The sequence below is a fragment of the Enterobacter sp. BNK-16 genome (assembly GCF_048684955.1).
GTDB lineage: Bacteria > Pseudomonadota > Gammaproteobacteria > Enterobacterales > Enterobacteriaceae > Enterobacter > Enterobacter bugandensis.
The window spans coordinates 4,474,893-4,498,857 of record NZ_JBLQTQ010000001.1; the positions used below are offsets into that span (position 1 = coordinate 4,474,893).

27 protein-coding genes are annotated in these 23,965 nt (G+C 56.1%); 7 read left to right on the forward strand and 20 right to left on the reverse strand.

The features are described from left to right. Both ACMGGH_RS21475 and yfbV read right to left on the reverse strand, forming a co-directional pair. The gene (locus tag ACMGGH_RS21475; protein ID WP_003861461.1) at positions 1 to 495 is read right to left on the reverse strand and encodes a YfbU family protein; all 495 of its coding nucleotides are present in this window, start codon (positions 493 to 495) and stop codon (positions 1 to 3) included. Positions 496 to 587: 92 nt separating this feature from the next. Then, complete coding sequence (gene yfbV / locus ACMGGH_RS21480; protein ID WP_028013938.1) at positions 588 to 1,043, reverse strand: terminus macrodomain insulation protein YfbV; 456 nt, start codon at positions 1,041 to 1,043, stop codon at positions 588 to 590. Positions 1,044 to 1,380: 337 nt separating this feature from the next. Between yfbV and ackA the strand changes: the two genes are divergently transcribed. Next, a complete protein-coding gene (ackA, locus tag ACMGGH_RS21485) occupies positions 1,381 to 2,583 on the forward strand; it encodes an acetate kinase (protein WP_028013939.1) in 1,203 nt (400 codons plus the stop codon). 75 nt (positions 2,584 to 2,658) lie between these two features. Beyond that, the gene (pta, locus tag ACMGGH_RS21490) at positions 2,659 to 4,800 is read left to right on the forward strand and encodes a phosphate acetyltransferase (protein WP_041908921.1); all 2,142 of its coding nucleotides are present in this window, start codon (positions 2,659 to 2,661) and stop codon (positions 4,798 to 4,800) included. A gap of 107 nt (positions 4,801 to 4,907) precedes the next feature. On the opposite strand, the gene ACMGGH_RS21495 is transcribed toward pta, so the two are convergent. From ACMGGH_RS21495 to ACMGGH_RS21515, 5 genes are all read right to left on the reverse strand, one after another. Further along, positions 4,908 to 5,861: a transketolase family protein gene (locus tag ACMGGH_RS21495; RefSeq protein ID WP_045259691.1), complete on the reverse strand. Its 954-nt coding sequence runs from the start codon at positions 5,859 to 5,861 to the stop codon at positions 4,908 to 4,910. Then, positions 5,854 to 6,684 (reverse strand): transketolase, encoded by an 831-nt coding sequence (locus tag ACMGGH_RS21500; protein ID WP_232948398.1) that lies wholly within the window; start codon positions 6,682 to 6,684, stop codon positions 5,854 to 5,856. Before ACMGGH_RS21500 ends, ACMGGH_RS21495 begins: the two co-directional genes overlap by 8 nt. Continuing rightward, positions 6,681 to 8,072: a PTS ascorbate transporter subunit IIC gene (locus tag ACMGGH_RS21505; protein ID WP_045631476.1), complete on the reverse strand. Its 1,392-nt coding sequence runs from the start codon at positions 8,070 to 8,072 to the stop codon at positions 6,681 to 6,683. Before ACMGGH_RS21505 ends, ACMGGH_RS21500 begins: the two co-directional genes overlap by 4 nt. A 21-nt stretch (positions 8,073 to 8,093) precedes the next feature. Further along, positions 8,094 to 8,366, reverse strand: a complete 273-nt coding sequence (locus ACMGGH_RS21510; protein WP_100169933.1) for a PTS sugar transporter subunit IIB — start codon at positions 8,364 to 8,366, stop codon at positions 8,094 to 8,096. A gap of 80 nt (positions 8,367 to 8,446) precedes the next feature. After that, positions 8,447 to 8,890: a PTS sugar transporter subunit IIA gene (locus tag ACMGGH_RS21515; RefSeq protein ID WP_232948397.1), complete on the reverse strand. Its 444-nt coding sequence runs from the start codon at positions 8,888 to 8,890 to the stop codon at positions 8,447 to 8,449. 231 nt (positions 8,891 to 9,121) lie between these two features. On the opposite strand from ACMGGH_RS21515, the gene ACMGGH_RS21520 reads away from it, so the two are divergent. Further along, positions 9,122 to 10,141 (forward strand): LacI family DNA-binding transcriptional regulator, encoded by a 1,020-nt coding sequence (locus ACMGGH_RS21520; protein WP_041908911.1) that lies wholly within the window; start codon positions 9,122 to 9,124, stop codon positions 10,139 to 10,141. A gap of 3 nt (positions 10,142 to 10,144) precedes the next feature. On the opposite strand, the gene yfcD is transcribed toward ACMGGH_RS21520, so the two are convergent. From yfcD to yfcF, 3 genes are read right to left on the reverse strand one after another with little or no spacing between them, the layout of a single operon-like run. Beyond that, the gene (gene yfcD / locus ACMGGH_RS21525) at positions 10,145 to 10,711 is read right to left on the reverse strand and encodes an NUDIX hydrolase YfcD (RefSeq protein WP_006811396.1); all 567 of its coding nucleotides are present in this window, start codon (positions 10,709 to 10,711) and stop codon (positions 10,145 to 10,147) included. Positions 10,712 to 10,766: 55 nt separating this feature from the next. After that, on the reverse strand, positions 10,767 to 11,318 hold the full coding sequence (gene yfcE, locus ACMGGH_RS21530; protein ID WP_232948396.1) for a phosphodiesterase: 552 nt from the start codon (positions 11,316 to 11,318) through the stop codon (positions 10,767 to 10,769). Positions 11,319 to 11,373: 55 nt separating this feature from the next. After that, a complete protein-coding gene (gene yfcF, locus ACMGGH_RS21535) occupies positions 11,374 to 12,018 on the reverse strand; it encodes a glutathione transferase (RefSeq protein WP_047367994.1) in 645 nt (214 codons plus the stop codon). Between the two features lie 140 nt (positions 12,019 to 12,158). Here yfcF and yfcG point away from each other — a divergent pair, with 140 nt between their 5' ends. The 4 genes from yfcG (at position 12,159) to ACMGGH_RS21555 (ending at position 14,693) form a co-directional block, all read left to right on the forward strand. Further along, on the forward strand, positions 12,159 to 12,788 hold the full coding sequence (gene yfcG / locus ACMGGH_RS21540) for a GSH-dependent disulfide bond oxidoreductase (RefSeq protein WP_028013949.1): 630 nt from the start codon (positions 12,159 to 12,161) through the stop codon (positions 12,786 to 12,788). Between the two features lie 75 nt (positions 12,789 to 12,863). Then, positions 12,864 to 13,232 carry a dihydroneopterin triphosphate 2'-epimerase gene (gene folX, locus ACMGGH_RS21545; RefSeq protein ID WP_028013950.1) on the forward strand — a complete coding sequence of 123 codons (369 nt, stop codon included), beginning with the start codon at positions 12,864 to 12,866 and terminating at the stop codon, positions 13,230 to 13,232. 13 nt (positions 13,233 to 13,245) lie between these two features. Next, positions 13,246 to 14,139, forward strand: a complete 894-nt coding sequence (locus tag ACMGGH_RS21550; RefSeq protein ID WP_047367995.1) for a TIGR01777 family oxidoreductase — start codon at positions 13,246 to 13,248, stop codon at positions 14,137 to 14,139. Positions 14,140 to 14,183: 44 nt separating this feature from the next. Further along, positions 14,184 to 14,693: a GNAT family N-acetyltransferase gene (locus tag ACMGGH_RS21555; RefSeq protein ID WP_047367996.1), complete on the forward strand. Its 510-nt coding sequence runs from the start codon at positions 14,184 to 14,186 to the stop codon at positions 14,691 to 14,693. Between the two features lie 99 nt (positions 14,694 to 14,792). On the opposite strand, the gene hisP is transcribed toward ACMGGH_RS21555, so the two are convergent. The 10 genes from hisP to folC form a co-directional block, all read right to left on the reverse strand. Further along, positions 14,793 to 15,566 carry a histidine ABC transporter ATP-binding protein HisP gene (gene hisP, locus ACMGGH_RS21560; RefSeq protein ID WP_028016220.1) on the reverse strand — a complete coding sequence of 258 codons (774 nt, stop codon included), beginning with the start codon at positions 15,564 to 15,566 and terminating at the stop codon, positions 14,793 to 14,795. Between the two features lie 8 nt (positions 15,567 to 15,574). Next, entirely contained in the window at positions 15,575 to 16,291 is a 717-nt protein-coding gene (locus tag ACMGGH_RS21565) for an ABC transporter permease (RefSeq protein WP_028013953.1), read from the reverse strand. Beyond that, positions 16,288 to 16,974, reverse strand: coding sequence for a histidine ABC transporter permease HisQ (locus tag ACMGGH_RS21570; RefSeq protein ID WP_028013954.1), 687 nt, complete (start codon positions 16,972 to 16,974; stop codon positions 16,288 to 16,290). The genes ACMGGH_RS21565 and ACMGGH_RS21570 overlap by 4 nt, the downstream gene beginning before the upstream one ends. An 87-nt stretch (positions 16,975 to 17,061) precedes the next feature. Further along, positions 17,062 to 17,844: a histidine ABC transporter substrate-binding protein HisJ gene (gene hisJ / locus ACMGGH_RS21575; RefSeq protein ID WP_028013955.1), complete on the reverse strand. Its 783-nt coding sequence runs from the start codon at positions 17,842 to 17,844 to the stop codon at positions 17,062 to 17,064. Between the two features lie 213 nt (positions 17,845 to 18,057). Next, complete coding sequence (argT, locus tag ACMGGH_RS21580) at positions 18,058 to 18,840, reverse strand: lysine/arginine/ornithine ABC transporter substrate-binding protein ArgT (protein ID WP_028013956.1); 783 nt, start codon at positions 18,838 to 18,840, stop codon at positions 18,058 to 18,060. Between the two features lie 290 nt (positions 18,841 to 19,130). Next, positions 19,131 to 19,700: a UbiX family flavin prenyltransferase gene (locus tag ACMGGH_RS21585; protein WP_028013957.1), complete on the reverse strand. Its 570-nt coding sequence runs from the start codon at positions 19,698 to 19,700 to the stop codon at positions 19,131 to 19,133. A gap of 88 nt (positions 19,701 to 19,788) precedes the next feature. Continuing rightward, positions 19,789 to 21,306, reverse strand: coding sequence for an amidophosphoribosyltransferase (gene purF, locus ACMGGH_RS21590; protein WP_014884664.1), 1,518 nt, complete (start codon positions 21,304 to 21,306; stop codon positions 19,789 to 19,791). Positions 21,307 to 21,339: 33 nt separating this feature from the next. Beyond that, on the reverse strand, positions 21,340 to 21,828 hold the full coding sequence (gene cvpA, locus ACMGGH_RS21595; protein WP_000262116.1) for a colicin V production protein: 489 nt from the start codon (positions 21,826 to 21,828) through the stop codon (positions 21,340 to 21,342). Positions 21,829 to 21,992: 164 nt separating this feature from the next. Beyond that, entirely contained in the window at positions 21,993 to 22,685 is a 693-nt protein-coding gene (gene dedD, locus ACMGGH_RS21600) for a cell division protein DedD (protein ID WP_045259684.1), read from the reverse strand. After that, entirely contained in the window at positions 22,675 to 23,943 is a 1,269-nt protein-coding gene (gene folC / locus ACMGGH_RS21605) for a bifunctional tetrahydrofolate synthase/dihydrofolate synthase (RefSeq protein ID WP_028013959.1), read from the reverse strand. The genes dedD and folC overlap by 11 nt, the downstream gene beginning before the upstream one ends. Between the last annotated feature and the right edge of the window lie 22 nt (positions 23,944 to 23,965).

Here is a 23,965-nt window from a genome sequence, read left to right on the forward strand (position 1 = left end):
TCAGGCATTAATGATTTGTTGAATTTCGTTGCTGCTTAAATGGTACTGACGCGGGCAGGCGTGCCACGCGCTCAGCATACGTTGATATTTATCCCACATGGGGGTTTGGGCGTTGAAGCCGTGCGTTCCCGCATCAAAATGGGTGTAGCGCCCTTCGGTGTTCACCATAAAGCGAACATAGCTCAGATAGCGCGCTTCCGTCGCGGCATCAAAGCCTAAGAAGGTCACGCGACGTTCGTCAATGGTCTGCTGGTCTTTGAGATTCGTCCAGGAGACGTGCAGAGCGTGATACATCTCCATAATGTCGATCACGATGCGGCAGGTTTCTTCTTTCAGCTCGCCAAACTCGCGGTCCAGTTCGCGCATTTGCAAACCAAAACCGCGTTCGACGATGGTTTGCAGGCGGCTGTAGCGCGCAGCGTTATCGGGATCAAGCATAGTCATCATCTTGTACTGGTTAGACAAAATCAGACGTTGAGCATGGGTCATTTCCATCTTTCGACTCCTGTAGCGCATTGCACTGTAAAAAAAAGACACGGTAACGGTGTGTTACTGTGCCTTCTTTTGTTAGTCGTTTCGATGATCAATCACAAGTCATCGAGGAATGTTTTATCCAGCTGCTTAAAAGCACGCTTTAACGTGTCCGCCAGCGCCTGGTAATCCGGCTTGCCTTCAACCGGGGCCAGCGCCTGCCCGGCCTCCTCCAGTTTTCCACGCACTTCATAAAACCAGTGTAAAATTGAAGGCGGAAGCGGCGTAATGGAGCGTTTGCCTAACCACCATAGCCCCTGCATCGGCAGACTTAACGCGAAGAGAGCCGTTGCGACGGCAGGACCAAGCTGCCCACCGAGGGCGATTTGCCAGCACAGAGTAAAGATAGCGACCGGAGGCATAAAGCGAATCGCATAGCGCGTGGCGCGGATCGTGCGATTCTCAATAAACATTGGCGCAAGGCGCTTTTCCATTGGCCATGTCTTTGCGTAATGCTGTCCCCGACGAAACAGACTGAAAAAGCTCACGGACGGGATTTCGGGTGTTGACATGGCTGTACCTCAACTTCACATATAAAAATTAAAATTTTTGTGCAAAACCACAACAGGCTATGACAACGTTCAAAATATTTTGTCATCGCTACCCCGTATCGGGTATTCTGTGCCAGCCTGATAGGGCCGTAGACGAGAAGCGTTAACTCGTCAAATTATCGCATATTATGCCATTGTCTGAAAAATGTTCAAAATGGCTTAAAATCATAGGTATTTCTTCCATCCTGCCAGAATGTTCGTTTGGCATGATGTTAATCATAAACGTCTGGGTCAGCTTGCGTTACGCTTTTAGGCTCATTGACGTTTTTTTAGCCACGTATCAATTATAGGTACTTCCATGTCGAGTAAGTTAGTACTGGTTCTGAACTGCGGTAGCTCTTCACTGAAATTCGCCATCATCGATGCGCTCAACGGTGACGAGTACCTCTCTGGTTTGGCCGAATGTTTCCATCTGCCTGAAGCACGTATCAAGTGGAAGATGGACGGCAGCAAACAAGAAGCGGCTTTAGGTGCAGGCGCCGCTCACAGTGAAGCGCTGAACTTTATCGTTAACACTATTCTGGCACAAAAACCAGAACTGTCTGCTCAGCTGACTGCGATTGGTCACCGTATCGTCCACGGCGGCGAAAAATACACCAGCTCCGTTGTCATCGACGACTCTGTTATCCAGGGCATCAAAGACTCTGCCTCTTTTGCTCCGCTGCATAACCCGGCGCACCTGATCGGTATCGCTGAAGCGCTGAAGTCCTTCCCGAATCTGAAAGACAAAAACGTGGCCGTGTTTGACACCGCGTTCCATCAGACCATGCCGGAAGAGTCTTACCTCTATGCCCTGCCGTACAGCCTGTACAAAGAGCACGGCGTACGTCGCTACGGCGCGCACGGCACCAGCCACTTCTATGTGACTCAGGAAGCCGCAAAAGTCCTGAACAAGCCGGTTGAAGAAGTCAACATCATCACCTGCCACCTGGGCAACGGTGGTTCTGTTTCTGCTATCCGCAACGGTAAATGTGTTGATACCTCTATGGGTCTGACCCCGCTGGAAGGTCTGGTGATGGGTACCCGTTCCGGTGATATCGACCCGGCGATCATCTTCCACCTGCACGACACTGTGGGCATGAGCGTTGACGACATCAACAAAATGCTGACCAAAGAGTCTGGCCTGCTGGGTCTGACCGAAGTCACCAGCGACTGCCGTTACGTTGAAGACAACTACGACAGCAAAGAAGACGCGAAGCGTGCAATGGACGTTTACTGCCACCGTCTGGCGAAGTACATCGGTTCTTACACCGCGCTGATGGACGGTCGTCTGGACGCGGTTATCTTCACCGGTGGCATCGGTGAGAACGCGGCAATGGTACGTGAACTGTCCCTGGGCAAACTGGGCGTTCTGGGCTTCGAAGTCGATCACGAGCGTAACCTGGCTGCCCGCTTCGGCAAGTCTGGCTTCATCAACAAAGAAGGCACCCGCCCGGCTATCGTTATCCCAACTAACGAAGAGCTGGTCATCGCGCAAGACGCGTGCCGCCTGACTGCCTGATTCCACACCGCCAGCAATGCTGGCGGTGCTGTTTTGTAACCCGCCCAACGCGGCGGTAACGAAAGAGGATAAACCGTGTCCCGTACTATTATGCTGATCCCTACCGGAACCAGCGTCGGCCTGACCAGCGTCAGCCTCGGCGTGATCCGCGCTATGGAACGCAAAGGCGTTCGTCTGAGCGTCTTTAAGCCTATTGCCCAGCCTCGTGCCGGTGGCGATGCGCCAGACCAGACCACCACCATCGTGCGTAAGAATTCCAATCTTCCTGCGGCTGAACCGCTGAAGATGAGCCACGTTGAGTCTCTGCTCTCCAGCAACCAGAAAGACGTGCTGATGGAAGAGATCATCGCCAACTACCACGCTAACGCGCAGGACGCGGAAGTGGTGCTGGTTGAAGGCCTGGTCCCGACCCGCAAACACCAGTTTGCCCAGTCCCTGAACTTTGAAATCGCGAAAACCCTGAACGCAGAGATCGTTTTCGTGATGTCTCAGGGTACTGATACCCCAGAGCAGCTGAAAGAGCGTATCGAACTGACGCGCAGCAGCTTCGGCGGCGCGAAAAACACCAGCATCACCGGCGTGATCGTTAACAAACTGAACGCACCGGTTGATGAACAGGGCCGTACGCGTCCTGACCTGTCCGAAATCTTCGACGACTCTTCCAAAGCGAAAGTCATCAAGGTTGATCCGGCAAAGCTGCAGGAATCCAGCCCGCTGCCTGTACTCGGCGCAGTGCCATGGAGCTTCGATCTGATTGCCACCCGTGCAATCGATATGGCGCGTCATCTGAACGCGACCATCGTTAACGAAGGCGATATCAACACCCGCCGCGTGAAGTCCGTGACCTTCTGCGCGCGCAGCATTCCGCACATGCTGGAGCACTTCCGCGCAGGTTCCCTGCTGGTGACCTCCGCAGACCGTCCGGACGTGCTGGTTGCTGCCTGCCTGGCGGCGATGAACGGCGTGGAAATCGGTGCAATTCTGCTGACCGGCGGCTACGAAATGGACGCGCGCATCAGCAAGCTGTGCGAACGTGCGTTCGCTACCGGCCTGCCAGTCTTCATGGTGAACACCAACACCTGGCAGACCTCTCTAAGCCTGCAAAGCTTCAACCTGGAAGTGCCGGTTGATGACCACGAGCGTATCGAGAAAGTTCAGGAATACGTTGCGGGCTACATCGACGCAGACTGGATTGAATCCCTGACCGCGACCTCCGAGCGCAGCCGCCGTCTGTCTCCTCCAGCCTTCCGCTACCAGCTGACCGAGCTGGCGCGTAAAGCGGGCAAACGCGTGGTTCTGCCAGAAGGCGACGAGCCACGTACCGTTAAAGCGGCGGCCATCTGTGCAGAGCGCGGCATCGCGACCTGCGTGCTGCTGGGTAACCCGGACGAGATCAACCGCGTTGCGGCGTCTCAGGGCGTTGAGCTGGGCACAGGCATCGAAATCGTTGACCCGGAAGTGGTTCGCGAAAGCTACGTTGCCCGTCTGGTTGAGCTGCGTAAGAACAAGGGCATGACCGAAGCCGTTGCGCGCGAGCAGCTGGAAGACAACGTCGTGCTGGGCACGCTGATGCTGGAGCAGGACGAAGTTGACGGTCTGGTTTCCGGTGCGGTTCACACCACCGCGAACACCATCCGTCCACCGTTGCAGCTGATCAAAACCGCACCGGGCAGCTCGCTGGTCTCCTCCGTGTTCTTCATGCTGCTGCCTGAACAGGTTTACGTTTACGGCGACTGCGCGATCAACCCGGATCCTACCGCAGAACAGCTGGCAGAAATCGCTATCCAGTCTGCGGACTCCGCGACTGCCTTCGGTATTGAACCACGCGTAGCAATGCTCTCCTACTCCACCGGCACCTCTGGTGCAGGTAGCGACGTAGAGAAAGTCCGTGAAGCGACCCGTATTGCGCAGGAAAAACGTCCCGATCTGATGATCGACGGCCCGCTGCAGTACGACGCCGCGGTAATGGCTGACGTGGCGAAATCCAAAGCGCCAAACTCTCCGGTTGCCGGTCGCGCTACCGTGTTCATCTTCCCGGATCTGAACACCGGTAACACCACTTATAAAGCGGTACAGCGTTCTGCCGACCTGATCTCCATCGGGCCAATGCTGCAGGGCATGCGCAAGCCTGTGAACGACCTGTCCCGTGGTGCGCTGGTTGACGATATCGTCTACACCATCGCGCTGACGGCGATTCAGTCTTCGCAGCAGCAGTAATGTTTTGCCGGATGGCGCTTCGCTTATCCGGCCTACAGAACCTTAGGCCCGGTAAGCGCCAGCGCCACCGGGCAACAAAAAGGCGACCACACGGTCGCCTTTTTTTATTACAGCAGCTCCCGCGCCGCCGACACAATGTCATGCGCCGTCAGGCCATACTCTTTTTGCAGGAAGTCCTGTGTGCCCACCTGGCCGTAACGCTCCTTCACGCCCACGCGACGCATCGGCACCGGGCAGGTCTCCACCAGCACTTCCGCCACCGCTGACCCGAGACCGTTGTGAATACTGTGGTTTTCGCAGGTGACGATGCGCCCGGTTTTCTCGGCATAGTTTTTCACCAGCATCCGATCGATAGGCTTCAGGGTAAACATGTCGATGACCGCCGCACTTACCCCCTCCTGTTCAAGCTGGCGCGCCGCCTCCAGCGCTTCCGCCACCATGATGCCGTTGGCAATGAGCGTGATATCGCTTCCCTCGCGCAACACGTTGCCTTTGCCAATGGTGAAGGTTGAGCCCGGCGCATAGACGCTCGGCGCCTGCTTGCGGATGGTGCGCACCCAGTAGAAGCCTTCGAGATCGATAAGCTGGCGCAGCACATCCTCGAACATCACCGCATCGGTAACTTCCAGCACCACCGAATGCGCCAGACCGCGCACGATGCCCATATCCTCGAAGGACATGTGCGTCCCGCCGTTGTGGCAGGCCGTCACGCCCGCATCCGAGGCAATCACCTTCACGTTGTTGCGCTGGTAGTCCAGGGACATAAACAGCTGGTCGAAGCAGCGACGGCTGGCAAACGCGGTGAAAGTGTGCACGAACGGCTTACGGCCGGTGAGCGACAGCCCCGCCGCAGTGCCGATGACGTTGGCCTCCATAATGCCGCAGTTAATCACGTGCTGCGGATAATCGCGCGCTACGCCGTCCATCGCCATTGAGCTCATCAGGTCCGCTTCCAGGGCGATAATCTCGCTGCCGGCCTCAATCTGCTTTGCCACAAAGCCCGCGTAGACTTTGCGCATCTCAACGGCGTCTTTCTGTCCTGCCGGTGCAACCTTAATCATGTGAAGCCTCCAGTTGGCGAATGGTCTCATTGAGGGCCGCTTTGCTCTCCGCGGTCAATCGCAGGTGGTGCGAGTTGCTAAGCTGTTCCAGGTACGGCACCCCCTGCCCTTTGATGCTGTCGAGGATCACCACCCGCGGACGCGCATCGGCCTCCGGTACCCTTGAAGTCACCTTCAGCAGTGCCGGAATGTCGTCCCCTTTGACCGTCACCACGTCAAAGCCAAAGGCGCGGAATTTGCCCTCCAGGTCGAAGGCACAGATGATTTCGTCCAGTTCGCCGTCGAGCTGCTGTTTGTTCCAGTCCACGAACACGGTCAGGTTGTTCAGACGATGGTGAGCGATAAACTGGAACGCTTCCCAGCACTGGCCTTCGTTCAGCTCGCCGTCGCCAACGATGCAGAAGACCCGATTCGGTCGCCCGGCCAGCCTGTGCGAGAGTGCCATACCGCCCGCAATGGAGATCCCCTGCCCCAACGAGCCGGTGGTGGCATCCACGCCGCACGTTTTCAGGCGGTCCGGGTGGCTGGGCAGACGCGTGCCGTTCTGGTTCAGCGTGCTCAGCTCTTCAACCGGGAAGTAGCCCTTAATCGCCAGGGTGCTGTAGAGCGCCGGGCCTGCATGACCTTTCGACAGCACAAAGTAATCGCGCTCAGGCCAGTCCGGATCCGCCGGGTCGATCTTCATCACGGCGCCGTACAGCACCGCCAGGGTTTCCACCACCGACATGCTGCCGCCGTAGTGCCCAAAGCCCAGCTGCGTCAGGGATTTGAGGGTTTCAAGACGGATCTGACGCGCCAGTTCGGTTATCTCGTTCTCATTCATGATTTGGCTCCGGTATTTTCCTGCGCGTTACTACCCGCAGGTTTGTTTTTCGCGAAGATGTTGTAGGCCACCAGCAGCGCGAACAGCGCCACAACCAGCCCGGTGATGGCAAGCGGTGACAGGAAGCGCGCCAGGTTGCCCAGCACAATCCCGACCGCGCCGAAGTCGGCGTCCGAGAAGGTGGTGTTAGCAAAGCCAATCGCACCCAGTACCGGCAGCAGCAGGACCGGGAGGAAGGTAATCAGCAGGCCGTTAGCAAAGGCGCCTATCATTGCCCCGCGGCGTCCACCGGTGGCGTTACCGAACACGCCCGCCGTTGCGCCGGTGAAGAAGTGCGGCACTACGCCCGGCAGGATCAGCACCCAGCTAAACTGACCGCAGATCAACAACCCCACAATTCCCCCGAGGAAGCTGAACAGGAAGCCAATCAGCACCGCGTTTGGCGCATAGGGGTAGACCACCGGGCAGTCCAGCGCCGGACGCGCGTTCGGCACCAGTTTTTCCGAGAAGCCGGTAAAGGCCGGGACGATTTCCGCCAGAATCAGGCGTACGCCCTGCAGGATGATGAACACGCCCGCCGCGAAGGTGATCGCCATGATGATGGCGTACACCAGGTAGTTTTGCCCGCCGCTGAAGGTGGACTCCACGTACTCACGCCCGGCGCTTACCGCCATGATCAGATAGATAATCATCATGGTCAGGGAGATGGAGATCGAACTGTCGCGCAGGAAGCTGAGGTTTTTCGGCAGGTTCATCTCTTCGGTGGAGCGCGAGCCTTTGCCGACCCTGCTGCCAATCCAGCCGGACAGCACGTAGCCCAGCGTACCGAAATGACCGAAGGCGATCTCATCGTTGCCGGTAATACGCTTCATATAGCGCTGCGCAATCGCCGGGAAAAAGGCCATAATCAGGCCGAGAATCAGTGAACCGGTAAAGACCAGCCCTACTCCCTCGAAGCCTGCGACCGTCAGGATCACGCCGATCATGCACGCCATGTAGAAGGTGTGGTGCCCGGTCAGGAAGATGTACTTCAGGCGGGTAAAGCGCGCGACGACAATGTTCGCCACCATGCCGAAGGCCATGATCAGCGCGGTCGAGGCACCGTATTTTTCCAGCGCGATCGACACAATCGCTTCATTGTTTGGAATAATGCCCTGGATATTAAAAGCGTGCTCAAACATGCCGCCTAACGGGTTTAACGACCCCACCAGCACCGTGGCGCCACCGCCCAGTACAATAAAGCCGAGAATCGTTTTAATTGTGCCTTTTACGACATCAGAAAACGCTTTTTTCTGCGCGACCAGACCAATTAACGCAATTAAACCCACCAGCACCGAAGGGACTTTTAAAATATCGACAACGAAATTCAGCGTTTCAAGGATAAACATATCCACCTCGCCTTATCAGGGTTATTGTCTGTCGAACCAGGCGCGCAGCTGCGCTTCGAGTTCGTTGATATCAATGATGTTGTTGATCACCACCAGCTGGCTTTCCGGCACGCTGGCGCTGGCCGCAATGTCTTTCGCCATCACGAACAGGTCCGCCGCGCCCGGCGTGGCGGAGGAGAGATCGGAGTGTTCAACCTCGGCCTCAATGCCCAGCTTTTTAAGCACCTTTTTAATGTTCATTTCGACCATAAAACTGCTGCCCAGGCCAGAACCGCAAATAGCCATGATTTTCATTGTTGTCCCCTTATTTTGAGTAGAGCACGCCCCATCACGCTGGCGCGTAATGTTGTGAATAATCGGATTAAAAAATTAAATCAGAAGCGGTCAATAATGGCTTTAATGTCCTCCAGGGTATTCGCCTGATGTAATTTCGCCATATCTTCGTCGCTAGAAAATAATTCAGCGAGCGCGGATATCATTTCGATATGGCTATGTTTATCTGGTGCCGCGAGCATAATAATCAGATCGACAGGGTCAAACTCTCCGGCACCAAAAGAGACGCCCTGTTTTAGTTTTAGTAATGACAAACCCAGTCCTTTGGCGCCTTCCTCCGGCCGCGCATGCGGCATGGCTAGCCCTGGTGCCAGCACATAATAGGGTCCTAACGTATGGTGCTGCTGAATGATTGCCGTCACGTATTCCGGTGCAATCACCTGCAGATCCAGCAGCGGTTTCGCGCATATCTCCAGCGCCTGTGGCCAGCTTTCCACGCTATCCTGCAGCGTGATGGTTGTATCATATATCCAATTTTTGAGCATTTTCCCTCCCGCCAAACGCTAAAGATGGGCAAACTTTATTCAACCCATCAATCATTGGCTGCGATCGCGATCACAAAGATAGCGCTACCAATTACCAACATGCAGAAATGTGATAGCGCTATCAAAATGTAATCATGGTGTGAAATCACAGCAAAAAAAGGGATTTAAGGCGTATACTGCCTGTCACCTGAAATGAAGGAAAAAGAACGCGTCTGGTCAGCAGGAAGGTGTATGTCTTTAACCCGAAAACGGCGCAGTACCGGAAAAGTCACGCTCGCTGATGTCGCGCAGCTTGCCGGAGTCGGCACGATGACCGTCTCCCGTGCGCTCCGCACGCCCGAACAGGTTTCCGATAAACTGCGTGAAAAAATTGAAGCTGCGGTGCAGGAGCTGGGCTATATGCCCAATCTCGCCGCCAGCGCACTGGCATCCGCGTCCTCATGGACGATTGCGATGGTTGTTCCCAACCTTTCCGAAGCCGGTTGCTCTGAAATGTTTGCGGGCCTACAGCAGGTGCTGCAGCCCGCCGGATACCAGATTATGCTGGCAGAGTCCCAGCATCGGCTTGAGCAGGAAGAGAAGCTGCTTGAGACCCTGCTGGCGTCAAATATCGCCGCCGCGATTTTGCTCAGCGTCGAGCACACCGACACCGTTCGCCACTGGCTGAAAAACGCCTCGATTCCGGTAATGGAGATGGGTGCGATGCGCGCCGATCCGATCGATATGAATATCGGGATCGATAACGTGGCGGCCATGTACGAGCTGACGGAAATGGTGATTAGGCGCGGCTACCAAAATATCGGCCTGCTGTGCGCCAACCAGGAGCAGTGGATTTTCCAGCAGCATTTGCAGGGCTGGTACAAGGCGATGCTGCGCCATCATCTGTCGCCGAACCGGGTGATTAACGCGGCGATGCCGCCGAGCTTCTCGACCGGCGCGGCACAGCTGCCAGAGTTCTTGCTGGCGTGGCCGGAGCTGGATGCGCTGGTGTGCGTATCAGACGAGCTGGCCTGCGGCGCGCTGTATGAGTGTCAGCGTCGACGCATTAAAGTGCCGGACGATCTGGCTGTCGTGGGCTTTGGCGATAGCGACGTGAGCCGCGTCTGCCAGCCGCCGCTGACGACGATGGCGGTACCGCATCGAAAGATTGGGATTGAGGCAGGTAAAGCGCTACTGGAACGTCTGAATGACGGAGACTGGCGCGACCAAAAACCCATCGCGTCCAGCCTGTGCCTGCGGGAAAGCTGTTAAGGCTTACTCAGCCTCTTCCTCTTTTTCCGCTTTGTTTTCCGGCTTAGCGGATTCGTTTTTGGCGTTGCGGGTCATCCACAGCGCCAGCGCTTTTAACGAATCCGGCGTGAACTCGTCGCAGCGGGCGGTAATCTCTTCCGGCGTCATCCAGCAGACTTCGCTCACTTCCTCTTCCTGCAGGGCGAAAGGCCCATGGGAAACGCAGCTAAACAGTCCACCCCAGACGCGGCAATGTTCGTCTTCGAAATAGAACTGCCCGTGCTCGGCAAACGGCACCCCGGCGATACCTAACTCTTCTTCCGCTTCACGACGTGCGGAATCCAGCAGCACTTCATCGGCCTGCACGACGCCGCCTGCGGTGGCATCAAGCATGCCCGGAAGAAAATCTTTGGTGTCCGTGCGGCGCTGGACCAGAATCTTGCCCATGCCGTCATGCACAACGATGTACGTTGCACGGTGACGCAGGCGCTCTGCACGCATTTGTTCGCGGCTCGCCTGCGCGATCACTTCATTTTCTTCGCTGACAATGTCAACCCATTCAGTACTTGCCAAATGATTCTGCTCCACCATCGGGAAACCTTCTCGTCTAAGCGCTCTTTCGGCGCGTTTGCAGTTGTGGTGTAACTTACGGATTAATCGCTACCTGCGCAATAACTTGCTGATCATTAAGTGCGATAACGCTCAGGGTATTTCCATCCAGCAGGCCATAGCTCGCAGGATATCCGCCTTTCGGGATGCTGACCGACCCCGGATTAAAGTGATAAATCTCACCGCGTTTTTCAGCCACCGGAATATGAGTATGGCCGTAAACCAGGACATCGCCAGCCGTGAGCGCCGGGAGATTATCCGGGCCGAAAAGGTGTCCGTGGGTCAGAAACAGGCGGTTGTTTTCCAGCAGAACTTGTTGCCATGGCGCGGTAAGGGGAAAATGCAGCAGCATCTGGTCGACTTCGCTGTCGCAATTACCGCGAACGGCGATAATGCGCGAGGCAAACGGGTTAAGCTTTTCCGCCACCTGCGCCGGGGCATAGCCTTCCGGCAGCGCATTACGCGGACCATGATTTAACACATCCCCCAGAATCACCAGCCATTGGGCCCCGCTTTGCGAAAACAGAGAAAGCACTCGCTCGGTCGCGGGCAGCGATCCATGGATATCTGACGCAAACATCAGTTTCATCCGTCACTCCCTGGTAAAAAAACTCCCCTTATCATACCTGAAGCGTCAGGGCTTATCAGCCCGCGCGCTTAGCGGAGAGTGCCACATAGCGCTGTACGGAGGCTCGCTGCCACTGGAACGCCGCATAGTCCACCAGCAGTTGAGGGACCTCATCGCCGTTGAGGATCAAACGGTTCAGCATCAGCGCCAGATCGGTATCGGCAATACACCATTCACCGAACAGGTTCGGGTTGCCGTGAGCGAGCAGCGAGGCTGCAGTTTCAATCAGCTTTTGCGCGCTGTCGACGCCTTCTGCGCTGAGCGCTGGCTTTTTCACACCGGCAAACACGACATCCGTGGAGCGCTCGACGCGAATCGGCACCAGGTCGCTACGCAGCCACGCCTGGATCTGCCGGGCGCGGGCGCGCTTTTGCAGATCGTGAGGATAGATGCGCTCCCATTCCGGCGGCGCAAAACGATCTTCCAGATATTCATCGATCGCCGAGGATTCGCTCAGTGCAAAACCATCCAGTTCCAGCACCGGCACGCGTCGCGTCAGGTCGTAACCCTGCCACTGGGGTTTGAGGTGTTCACCACCGTCGAGATCGACGGTCTTCAGCGTAAAAGAGAGCCCCTTTTCGGCCAGCGCGACGTAAACGCTCATAACATAGGGAGAAAAGAAATTTGCATCGGACCACAACGTAATTACGGGCTGGTTCATAACATCCTCATCGGCTGATCGGTTTTTACTCAACATATAATCTCTTTGCTTCGCTGTCACTTGATGAAAACTCACGATTTACAACAAGCACCTATACTCATTTGTCATGGCACCACTATTCGCATGGACAGGAGTTGAGAATGATTGACCTTTATTACGCCCCTACCCCAAATGGCCACAAGATCACCCTCTTTCTCGAAGAAGCCGAACTGGATTACAGAATCATCCGCGTGGATATCAGCAAAGGCGAACAGTTCAACCCTGTGTTTTTGGCTATCTCGCCCAACAATAAAATTCCGGCCATTATTGATAGCCAGCCGGCGGACGGAGGCAGGCCGTTAAGCCTGTTTGAATCCGGTGAAATTTTGCTTTATCTGGCAGAGAAAACCGGCAAGCTGCTGAGCGGTGAACTGCGCGAGCGTCACCACACTCTGCAGTGGCTTTTCTGGCAGTCAAGCGGCTTTGGGCCGATGCTGGGGCAGAACCACCACTTCACCGCCTTTGCGCCGCAGACCATTCCTTACGCCATTGAGCGATATCAGGTTGAAACCCAGCGTCTTTACGGCGTTCTGAACCAGCGGCTGGAGAAAACGCCGTGGCTCGGGGGCGACCATTACAGCATTGCCGATATCGCCTGCTGGCCGTGGGTAAATACGCATGATAAACACCGGATTGACTTAGCGTCTTACCCGGCGGTGAACAACTGGTTTGAGCGTATCCGGACCCGCCCGGCCACCGAACGCGCAATGCAAAAAATCCAGCAGGTTTAATCACCTATGAGGCTGGGGGGCTGAGAGGCTCTCATGTATTATGGGCGGGAAATACTGACACGGAGAAGACCTGCAATGTCACAGCCAGACGCTATTATTCGTATAAAAAATTTACGCTTGCGCACGTTCATTGGTATCAAAGAGGAAGAGATTGCCAACCGTCAGGATATTGTCATTAATGTGGTGATTCACTACCCGGCAGACAAAGCGCGGGCCAGTGAAGACATCAATGACGCGCTGAACTATCGCACAATCACTAAAAACATCATCCAGTACGTGGAAAACAACCGCTTCTCTCTGCTGGAAAAATTAACCCAGGATGTGCTCGATATCGCACGCGATCATCACTGGGTCACTTATGCTGAAGTAGAGATCGATAAACTTCACGCCCTGCGCTATGCCGACTCCGTCTCCATGACGTTAAGCTGGCGACGCCAGGCGTAAACCTGGAGGTTGTATGAAGATTCTGCTGACCGGCGGTACAGGCCTGATTGGGCGCCATCTCATTGCGCGTTTGCAGGCGCTGCATCACGACATTACCGTAGTGACCCGCAGCCCGGAGAAAGCGCGCCAGGTGCTGGGCGCGGGGGTCGATATCTGGAAAGGGCTGGCCGATCGGCAGAATCTGGACGGCTTCGACGCCGTCATCAACCTTGCGGGCGAACCCATCGCCGATAAGCGCTGGACCGAAGAGCAGAAACAGCGGTTGTGCAGCAGCCGCTGGAACATCACCGAGAAGCTGGTTGAGCTGATTCGCAACAGCCAGACCCCGCCGTCGGTGCTGATTTCAGGCTCTGCGACGGGCTATTACGGCGATCTCGGCGAAGTGGTGGTGACCGAGGAAGAGCCGCCCCACAACGAGTTCACCCATAAACTCTGCGCCCAGTGGGAGCGCATCGCCTGCGCGGCGCAAAGCGACAATACCCGCGTCTGCCTGCTGCGTACCGGCGTAGTGCTTGCGCCGAAAGGCGGCATTCTGGGTAAAATGCTTCCGCCCTTCAGGCTGGGGCTCGGCGGGCCGATCGGCAACGGGCGACAGTACCTGGCCTGGATCCATATCGACGATATGGTGAACGGCATTATCTGGCTGCTGGATAACGATCTGCGCGGGCCGTTTAACATGGTTGCGCCCTATCCGGTGCGAAATGAACAGTTTGCCCACGCGCTGGGGCATGCCCTGCATCGCCCGGCGATATTACGCGTGCCTGCGACGGCAATTCGGCTGTTGATGGGTGAAGCGTCCGTGCTGGTGCTGGGCGGTCAGCGCGCGCTGCCAAAACGGCTGGAAGCGGCCGGGTTTGCGTTTCGCTGGTATGACTTAGAAGAGGCGCTGGGGGATGTGGTACGCTGAATATGTTACAGTGATACGCCATGTTCCGATGAAATGGCGTAACAATGGCAACCATCACCACTCCCCGGCTTCATCTCACCCCTTTCGAACCCTCTGACTGGGCATTCTTCCGTTCGCTGCGCGAAAACCGCGATATTATGCGCTATATGGCCGCGATTGCGCCTGAGAAAGAGACCCGACGCGTGTTTGCCGCACGCCTGATGGCGGAGCATGTCTTCGTGATCCGCTTTCTGAATGAAGATACGCCACTCGGCGATATCGGCCTGCAAATCAGCCCTGAGAATCGTGAAGAGGCGGACATTGGCTACACGGTTGTGCCTGCCGCGCAGGGAAAAGGGATCGCCAGCGAAGCGCTGCGCGCGGTGTGTGATTATGCGTTCAACCAGACCGGCGTGAAGGCGATTAACGCGTACGTGCTGGCGGACAACGGCGGCTCTGTACGGGTGCTTGAGAAAGCCGGGTTTGTGCGCACGCAGGTGCTTGAAAAGGCGTATGAGATTGACGGCGTGCGGTATGACGACTGGGTGTATCGCCTGGAGTGTGGTGCGGCCTGAATGCCGAGCGGTACTGCGTTTGCCCGGCCTACGGTTTTGTAGGCCCGGTAAGCGAAGCGTCACCGGGCGATTGGGCTGCACTGCGGGCTGATGCCCTCTTTATTTCAGAGATCCTTTAAGGAACTGCTGCAAACGCGGGCTCTGCGGGTTTGCCAGCACCTCGTCAGGGTGCCCCTGCTCTTCAATTTTCCCCTGATGCAGGAAAATCACGTGGTTCGAGACGTTACGGGCGAAGCCCATCTCGTGCGTCACCACCACCATCGTTTTGCCCTCTTCGGCCAGCTTCTGCATGATGCGCAGCACTTCGCCGACGAGTTCCGGGTCCAGCGCGGAGGTCGGTTCGTCGAACAGCAGCACTTCAGGCTCCATCGCCAGCGCGCGGGCGATGGAGACACGCTGCTGCTGGCCGCCGGAAAGGTGTACCGGATACTTCATCTGCTGGCGCTCGTCGATACCCACTTTCGCCAGGTATTTCACCGCGCGTTCCCGGGCTTCCTGCTTGCTTAAGCCGAGCACCTGAACCGGCGCTTCCATCACGTTCTCCAGCACCGTCATGTGGCTCCAGAGGTTGAAATGCTGGAACACCATCGTCAGGCGCGTACGCAGCAGGCGCAGCTGATTCTTATCCGCCACCTTCAGCTGGCCGTCTTTGTCACGCACCAGGTTGATGTTCTGCCCGCTCACCACAATCGAGCCTTCGCTCGGCTTTTCGAGGAAGTTAATGCAGCGCAGGAAGGTACTTTTACCCGAGCCGGATGAACCGATGATACTGATCACGTCGCCCGCGTTAGCCTGCAGCGACACCCCTTTCAGCACTTCATGTTCGCCGTAGCGTTTGTGCAAATCAATAACGTTTAATTTGTTCTCAGCCATCATCTTTCTCAGTGCGTCGAAGAAGGTTTTATATGCTGCAACCAGCGTTTTTCAGCCTTACGGAACAGGCTAATCAGAACATAAGAGATAATTAAATAGAGCACCGCCGCAATGCCAAACGCGGTAAACGGCTGATAGGTCGCGGAGTTGATATCGCGCGCGATTTTGAGCAGGTCCGGCACCGTGGCGGTAAAGGCGAGCGCGGTGGAGTGCAGCATCAAAATCACTTCGTTGCTGTAGGCCGGTAGCGCAATGCGCAGCGCCGACGGCAGAATAATGCAGCGGTAAAGCTTCACCGACGAGAAGCCGTACGCGCGCGCCGCCTCGATCTCACCGTGCGGCACGGAACGAATGGCCCCGGCGAAAATCTCGGTGGTATAGGCGCAGGTGTTGAGCGTTAGCGCCAGCACCGTACAGTTCAGGCCGCTGCGGAAGAACGCATTCAGCATTTCCGTGCCTTTTACGATCTCCAGCGTATACATCCCCGAATAGAACACCAGCAGCTGCACGTACAGCGGCGTGCCGCGAAACACATAGGTAAACAGCCAAATCGGGAACTGAATAAATTTATTGTTCGACACGCGACCGATGGCGAGAAACACCGCCAGAATGCCGCCCATCACCACGGAAGAAATCAGCAGCCAGAGCGTGATCGCCACGCCGGTAAAGCGGTAGCCATCCGTCCACAGCAGGGATTTCCAGTATTCCTGAATAATCTCAATCACAGGTCAGCCCTCTTCACACCCACGGAGTAGCGACGCTCGAGCAGAAGCAGCACACCATTGGAGACGGTCGTAAAGACCAGATAGATCGCACCGCAGACCACCGCAAAGTAGAACGGCTCCCAGGTGCTCTTGCCCGCCAGCTGAGTCGCTTTCACGACGTCTTCCAGACCGAGCAGCGAGACCAGCGCCGTCGCTTTGAGGATAACCTGCCAGTTGTTGCCGATGCCCGGCAGCGCATAGCGCATCATGGCCGGGAACATAATCCGGCGAAACGTTTGTGAAGAGGTAAAACCAAATGCGGTTGCCGCTTCAATGTGTCCTCTGGGAACCGCCATATAAGCGCCACGGAAGGTTTCCGTGAAGTAGGCACCGTAGATAAAACCGAGGGTGATAATACCGGCCACCATCGGGTCGATATCAATTTGTCCCATGCCCATCGCATCCGTCACGCTGTTCAGGGCAATCTGCAGGCCGTAAAAAATAAGCAGCATCAGCACCAGATCGGGTACGCCGCGAATGAGCGTGGTATAGCCTTCGAAAATGAGCGCCAGCGGTTTGTTAGCCGAAAGCTTCGCCCCTGCGCCCGCCAGACCTATCAGCACCGCCAGCACCACGGAGCTGATAGCCAGCTCAAGGGTGACAAGCGCGCCCTGTAAAATAACGCCAGAAAATCCGTACAGCATACCGCGAGCCCTGTCGTATCGTGAGTGGTAAACCGTGTCTTATCCCCTCCCCCAGCGGGAGGGGCCGCACGTTATTTGACGGAGCGATTAGCCGCCGTACACATTGAAATCGAAGTACTTTTTCGCCAGCTTGTCGTAGGTACCGTCAGCGCGCATTTCAGCAAACGCTTTGTTCAGCGCCTCACGCAGTTCGTTGTCTTCCTTACGCAGGCCCATACCGGTACCCACGCCAAAGAGCTTCTCGTCCTTAATGGACGGACCGCCGAACTTATAATCTTTACCCACCGGCGTTTTCAGGAAACCTTCGCTTGCCGCGACTTCATCCTGGAATGCCGCATCAATACGGCCTGCCGTCAGGTCTGCGTAAATATTTTCCTGGCCCTGATAGGAGACGATTTCGATCCCCTTCGGCGCCCAATGTTCGTTACCGTAGGTTTCCTGCGTGGTGCCCTGCAGCACGCCTACGCGTTTCCCCTTCAGCGACTCGAGGGTCGGTTGAATGTCAGAAGACTTAGCCACTACCAGACGTGAATCGGCAGCATAGAGCTTGTCGGTGAAGGCAATCTCCTGCTGACGTTTCTCGGTGATGGAAAGCGAGGACATAATCACGTCTATTTTTTTAGCTTTCAGTGAAGGGATCAGCGCATCCAGCGGGTTCTCTACATAAGTACACTGTGCTTTGATGCGTTTGCACAGCTCATTGGCCAGATCGATGTCAAAACCCACCAGTTCACCCTTTGAATTCTTCGATTCAAACGGCGCGTAGGTGGGATCGGTGCCAATACGAATTTTCTGCGGAATGGCTGCGAAGGCCGCGGTGGCGCTGGAAAAGGCCAGTACCAGAGATAATGACAACACGAGTTTTTTCATATTTGTCCTCAACAAACTGTCTTCATACGGTTTTTTTACGACGACGGGGTGGGGTTAATGTGCCATTAATCCACGCTGTCAGGCAAAGAATAATGCCTTTCAGACGGGAATTTTTGCATTATAAATGCTTAAGTATGCACGTAGCGACCCAATATGGTGCACAAGTTGCACCATATTGAATCATCCACACCCGCGACGCACCACGCTGGTGCGTTAGTCACCGTAGACGTTGAAGTCGAAGTATTTCTTCGCCAGTTTGTCGTAGGTACCGTCTTTGCGCAGCTCCGTGAATGCTTTGTCAAAGGCGGCTTTCAGCTCTTTATCGTCCTTACGCAGGCCGATGCCGGTGCCGTCACCAAAGTATTTTTTGTCTTTCACGGACGGGCCCGCAAAGGCGTAATCTTTACCTGCTGGCTGCTTCAGGAAGCCTTCGCTCGCCGCGACTTCATCCTGGAATGCGGCATCCAGACGGCCTGCAGCCAGGTCAGAGTAGATCAGATCCTGGTTCTGGTAAGCCACCACGTCGACGCCCTTCTCGCGCCAGTTGGCATTCGCGTAACCTTCCTGAGTCGAGCCCTGGAGCACGCCCACATGCTTGCCTTTCAGCGAGTCGATGGTCGGCTGGATCGGGGAACCTTTCGCGGCAATCAGACGCGAATCCGCAGCGTAGAGCTTGTCAGAGAAGGCAATCTCCTGCTGGCGTTTTTCGGTGATGGAGAGAGAAGAGATAATGGCGTCGATTTTCTTTGCCTTCAGCGACGGGATTAACGCGTCGAAGTCGCTGCCCACCCATGTGCATTTCACTTCCATACGTTTGCACATTTCATTTCCCAAATCGATATCAAACCCCACGAAATCGCCTTTCGCATCCTTGGAAGAGAATGGCGCGTAGGTTGCGTCTGTACCGATACGAACCGTCTGTGGAAGCGCTGCGTAGCTACCTGCCGCCGCACTTAACCCCACCAGCAAAGACAGAGCCAGAACCGTCTTCTTCATACATTTACCCTCAAGTACCGTGATTTTATTATGTATTGTGTTGTGTGTTGTGTTGCAGGCTTCTCTTGCAGGTCTTATGCCACATTGCCGTCTGGTCAAAAGTTCGACGTTAAATATGTTAATAAAACGTTGCGATATTGCCTTAATGGTGAAAGATAGCAGGTCTGCCGAACGAACCGGAAAGAGAAAAAGGGAAAAAGCGAATTAAATGTCGAGGATATGATCGCCGTTGCATAATTGCCCTGAAACAGGGCAACGTCTCTTTTCATGCACAGCATTTGTGCACAGAATCAGGCTCCCTGCCAGCGGGTGAAGAGGTCTTCGGGCAGGTCGATGTCAAACTGATCCAGCACGCGATTGACGGTCTGATTAATCACATCGTCCAGCGACTGCGGCCGGTGATAGAACGCCGGCACCGGCGGCATGATCACCGCGCCCAGCTCGGCGGCCTGGGTCATGAGGCGCAGATGGCCCAGGTGCAGCGGCGTTTCCCGCACGCAGAGCACCAGCGGGCGGCGCTCCTTCAGCACCACGTCCGCCGCGCGCGTTACCAGCGTGTCGGTATAGCTGTTCACAATCCCGGAGAGCGTTTTGATTGAACAGGGCAGGATCACCATACCGGCGGTTTTAAACGAGCCTGAGGAGATGCTGGCGGCGATATCGCGGGCATCGTGAACCACGTCCGCCATCGCCTGGACATCGCGCAGGGAGAGATCCGTTTCAAGGGAGAGGGTTTGCCGCGCCGCCTGGCTCATCACCAGATGCGTTTCCACTTCTGCCACGTTACGCAAAACCTGTAGCAGGCGTACGCCGTAAATCGCGCCGCTGGCACCGCTGATGCCTATTATGAGTCGTTTCATGATTTCGCCCTTGCTGAATTCTGGGCTGACTGTGCAGGATTTTGCGGGGAGTTGCAAGTGAGGGCGAGCGCCCTCACCTGCGGAGAGATTAACCTTCGTTGTGCATCTCTAAGCTTTCGAGATCGTTTTGCAGCTGAACGGCTTTCGCATCGTCGTTGCGCAGCGAATCAAGGTAGTCGAGGTACTGCTGGTCAACGTCTTTCGTCACGTAGACGCCATTGAACACGGAGCATTCGAACTGCTGAATCTCCGGATTCTCGGCGCGCACCGCGTCGATGAGATCGTTCAGATCCTGGAAAATCAGGCCGTCGGCCCCGATGATCTGGCGAATCTCATCCACTTCACGGCCATGAGCAATCAGCTCGTTGGCGGTTGGCATATCAATGCCGTATACGTTCGGGAAGCGAATCTCCGGCGCGGCAGACGCCAGGTAGACTTTCTTCGCACCCGCTTCGCGCGCCATCTCGATAATCTGCTCAGAGGTGGTGCCGCGAACGATGGAGTCATCCACCAGCAGAACGTTCTTGTCGCGGAATTCCGCGCGGTTGGCGTTCAGCTTACGGCGAACGGACTTACGGCGCAGGTGCTGGCCCGGCATGATAAACGTGCGGCCAACGTAGCGGTTCTTCACGAAGCCCTGACGGTACGGCTTGTCCAGAATGCGGGCGATCTCCAGGGCGATATCGCAGGAGGTTTCCGGGATAGGAATCACCACGTCAATGTCGAGATCGTCCCACTCGCGGGCAATCTTCTCGCCGAGCTTCGTGCCCATATTGACGCGCGCGCTGTAGACGGAAATCTTGTCGATGAACGAATCCGGACGGGCAAAATAGACGTATTCAAACAGGCACGGGTTGCTGACCGGGTTGTCGGCACACTGACGGGTGAACAGCTGGCCCTTCTCGGTGATATACACCGCTTCGCCCGGCGCAACGTCGCGCAGGAATTCGAAGCCCAGGGTATCCAGCGCCACGCTCTCAGAGGCAACCATATATTCGGTACGGCCATCGCCGAGGTCGCGCTTGCCCAGCACCAGCGGACGAATGCCGTTTGGATCGCGGAAGGCGACCATGCCGTGACCGATGATCATCGCCACGCAGGCGTACGCACCGCGGATCTGGCGGTTGGTCGCGGCAATGGCAGCGAAGATATTGTCTGCTTCCAGCGGGTAGTGACGGAAGTTATCCAGCTCGCTGGCGAACACATTGAGCAGGATTTCTGAATCAGAGGTGGTGTTAATGTGGCGACGTTTCTCTTCGAACAGCTTCTTACGCAGCTCATGAGCGTTGGTCAGGTTGCCGTTATGGGCAAGCGTGATGCCATACGGTGAGTTGACGTAGAAAGGCTGTGCCTCAGAGGCGCTGGAACTGCCAGCAGTAGGATAACGAACGTGACCGATCCCCATATTACCTTGCAGACGCTGCATATGGCGGGCTTCAAACACATCGTTTACCAGGCCATTGGCCTTACGTAAACGGAAGCAGTTGTTTGCATCAATGGTGATGATACCCGCAGCATCCTGCCCACGGTGCTGAAGCACCGTTAACGCGTCATAAATCGACTGGTTTACCGGCATGAAACCGGCGATACCGACAATACCGCACATTCGTCTTTTCCTCGTTAAGCCACATCTCAGGGTTTATGCCCTGGGCAAAAAACTCGACGAGCTTTGCAGATAGTCAAAGAACCATCTGATGATGAAGCTGAACTCTGGAATGAGCTGCGATTTCTGCCAGTCTTCACTTTTGGAGAACCCGGTGAAGGTATCCAGGAAGAACAGGATCGCGGCCACAATCAGCACGCCTCGTAATGCCCCGAAACAGATCCCGAGTACCCTGTCCGTTCCTGACAGACCGGTTTTCTCGACCAGCTGACCTATCACGTAATTCACGATAGCGCCGACAATCAGCGTCGCGATAAACAGCACCGCGATGGCGATTCCATTTCGGACCAGTTCATCTTCAAAGCCCGTGAACCAGACAGACAGGTAAGTGTAGTAATGACTGGCAACAAAGAAAGCACAACCCCAGGTTACCAGCGATAACGCTTCACGAACAAAGCCACGGATCAGGCTAACCAGACAGGAAAAACCAATCACCGCAATGATGGCGTAATCAATCCAGACCATATGTGTCCCACGATTAAACGCCCTGTCATCCAGTTCGGGGCGAATTCTAACAGAAAAAGAAAACGTTTGCGTAGGGATTTCCTTCCCGCGCGTAAATAAAAAAGGCGCTGAAAAAATGTTCAACGCCGTGGCTTATCGCCTCTCTCTAAAGGAGCAGGTCGTACTTAGTTCGCGCTGTAGCTCATCACCACACCACTCAGCCCGGAGATCTGCTTCAGCTCGCCCAGCGACCCTTTCAGCTTGTCTTTCGACGCCTCCGGCCCCACGAGGATACGGGTAATTTTACCCTGTACCGGCGTGGAAGGTGAAGTGTAAACGCGATAGCCCGCGCTGCGCAGTTTACCGACAACCTCGTTGACTTTATCGGCGTTTTTCAGCGCCCCCAGCTGCACAACGTAGGCTTTGCCGGTCGGCGCTGCGTCTTGCTTCGCAGGTGGTGGAGTTTCAGACGCTGCAGCCAGCTGCTCTGCTGCTTTATCTCGCTGTTGCTGAGGCTTCGGCTGCGGTTTCTCTACCGGCTTCGGTTTTTCAACAGGCTTAGGCTTCTCTACCGGTACCGGATCGATCTCGATGTTGTTATTCGCCGCCAGACGCGACGGGTCGAGTGACGGTGCAGCGGCATCGCCCGCGCGAACTTCTTCCGCCGCCCCTTCAGGCGGCTGAGCAGGCAGCGCCTGGGTCGCCGCAGGCAGCATATCCGGCTCATCGCGGTCGCCCGGCTTCGGCACCAGCGGAATGGCTGCAAACTCGTCCTGATAATGTTTTTTCTGCCCGTCGAGCAGCCCGGGAAGAATAATCACCCCGAGCGCGACCAGCACAATGGTTCCTGTTAAACGGTTCTGAAACTTACTCGCCACCGGTTCTCCCCGCGTCCATCACTTCCATGACATGTGCCACCGTGTGGAAAGAGCCACACACCAGCACGGTATCTTCTGGTTTAGCATCCGCCATCGCGGCATGCCAGGCCTGCGCCACGCTACTGTAGATTGCACCTTTGCCGAGATGTTCCATCAACTGCTCAGCAGTCGCACCACGCGGCCCCTCCAGAGGAGCACAATACCAGCTATCGACCACACTCTCCATGCAGGCCAGCGTGCCGCCGATATCTTTATCATGAAGCATACCGATAACCGCCAGCACGCGCCCGGTTTTTGGTAACGATTTGAGACGTCCTGCTAGATACGCCGCCGCATGCGGGTTGTGCGCCACATCCAGAATCAGACGCGGTGACTCGCTGACTATCTGGAAACGCCCCGGCAGCAGCGCATTCTGAATGCCGTCACGGATCGCCTGCTCACTTACAGCTAATCCGCTGGCGCGCAGTGCCGCCAGCGCGGTTGCCGCGTTCGGCTGCGGTACCTGCGGCAGCGGCAGATTCTCCAGCACGCCCTGCGCATCGCTGAAGCGCCAGCCGTTGCCCTGCACCTCATACTGCCAGTCAACGCCTCGGCGCAACAGATGTGCGCCCTTCTCTTTCGCCACGTCGGCAATGGTATGCGGCATGTCCGGCTCGCCCACCACGGCAGGCTTATTCGCCCGGAAAATACCGGCCTTTTCGCGGCCAATGCTTTCACGGTCCGGGCCCAGCCAGTCGGTATGATCCAGCGCGATGCTGGTGACCACCGCCACGTCCGCATCCACCATATTGGTGGCATCCAGACGCCCGCCCAGCCCCACTTCCAGGATCACCACGTCCAGCTGCGCCTGTTTGAACAGCCACAGCGCCGACAGGGTGCCGTATTCAAAATAGGTTAATGAGGTTTCCCCGCGCGCCGCTTCGATAGCCGCGAACGACGCCGTATGGGCAGATTCCGCCAGCTCGGTGTTCTGCACCCGCACGCGCTCGGTATAGCGCACCAGATGCGGTGAGCTGTAAACGCCGACCTTGTACCCCGCCGCCATCAGGACTGACTCCAGCGTGCGGCAGGTCGTCCCTTTACCGTTAGTACCTGCAACGGTGAACACGAACGGAGCCGGTTTCAGCACGTCGAGACGCGCGGCAACCTGGCTTACGCGCTCAAGGCCCATATCGATGGTTTTACTGTGCAGGTTTTCCAGATAAGAAAGCCACGCGGCCAGGGGCGACGTGGCTTGGGGAATGCTTTTATTTTCCATAATGCCCGGTTGTCATTAACAG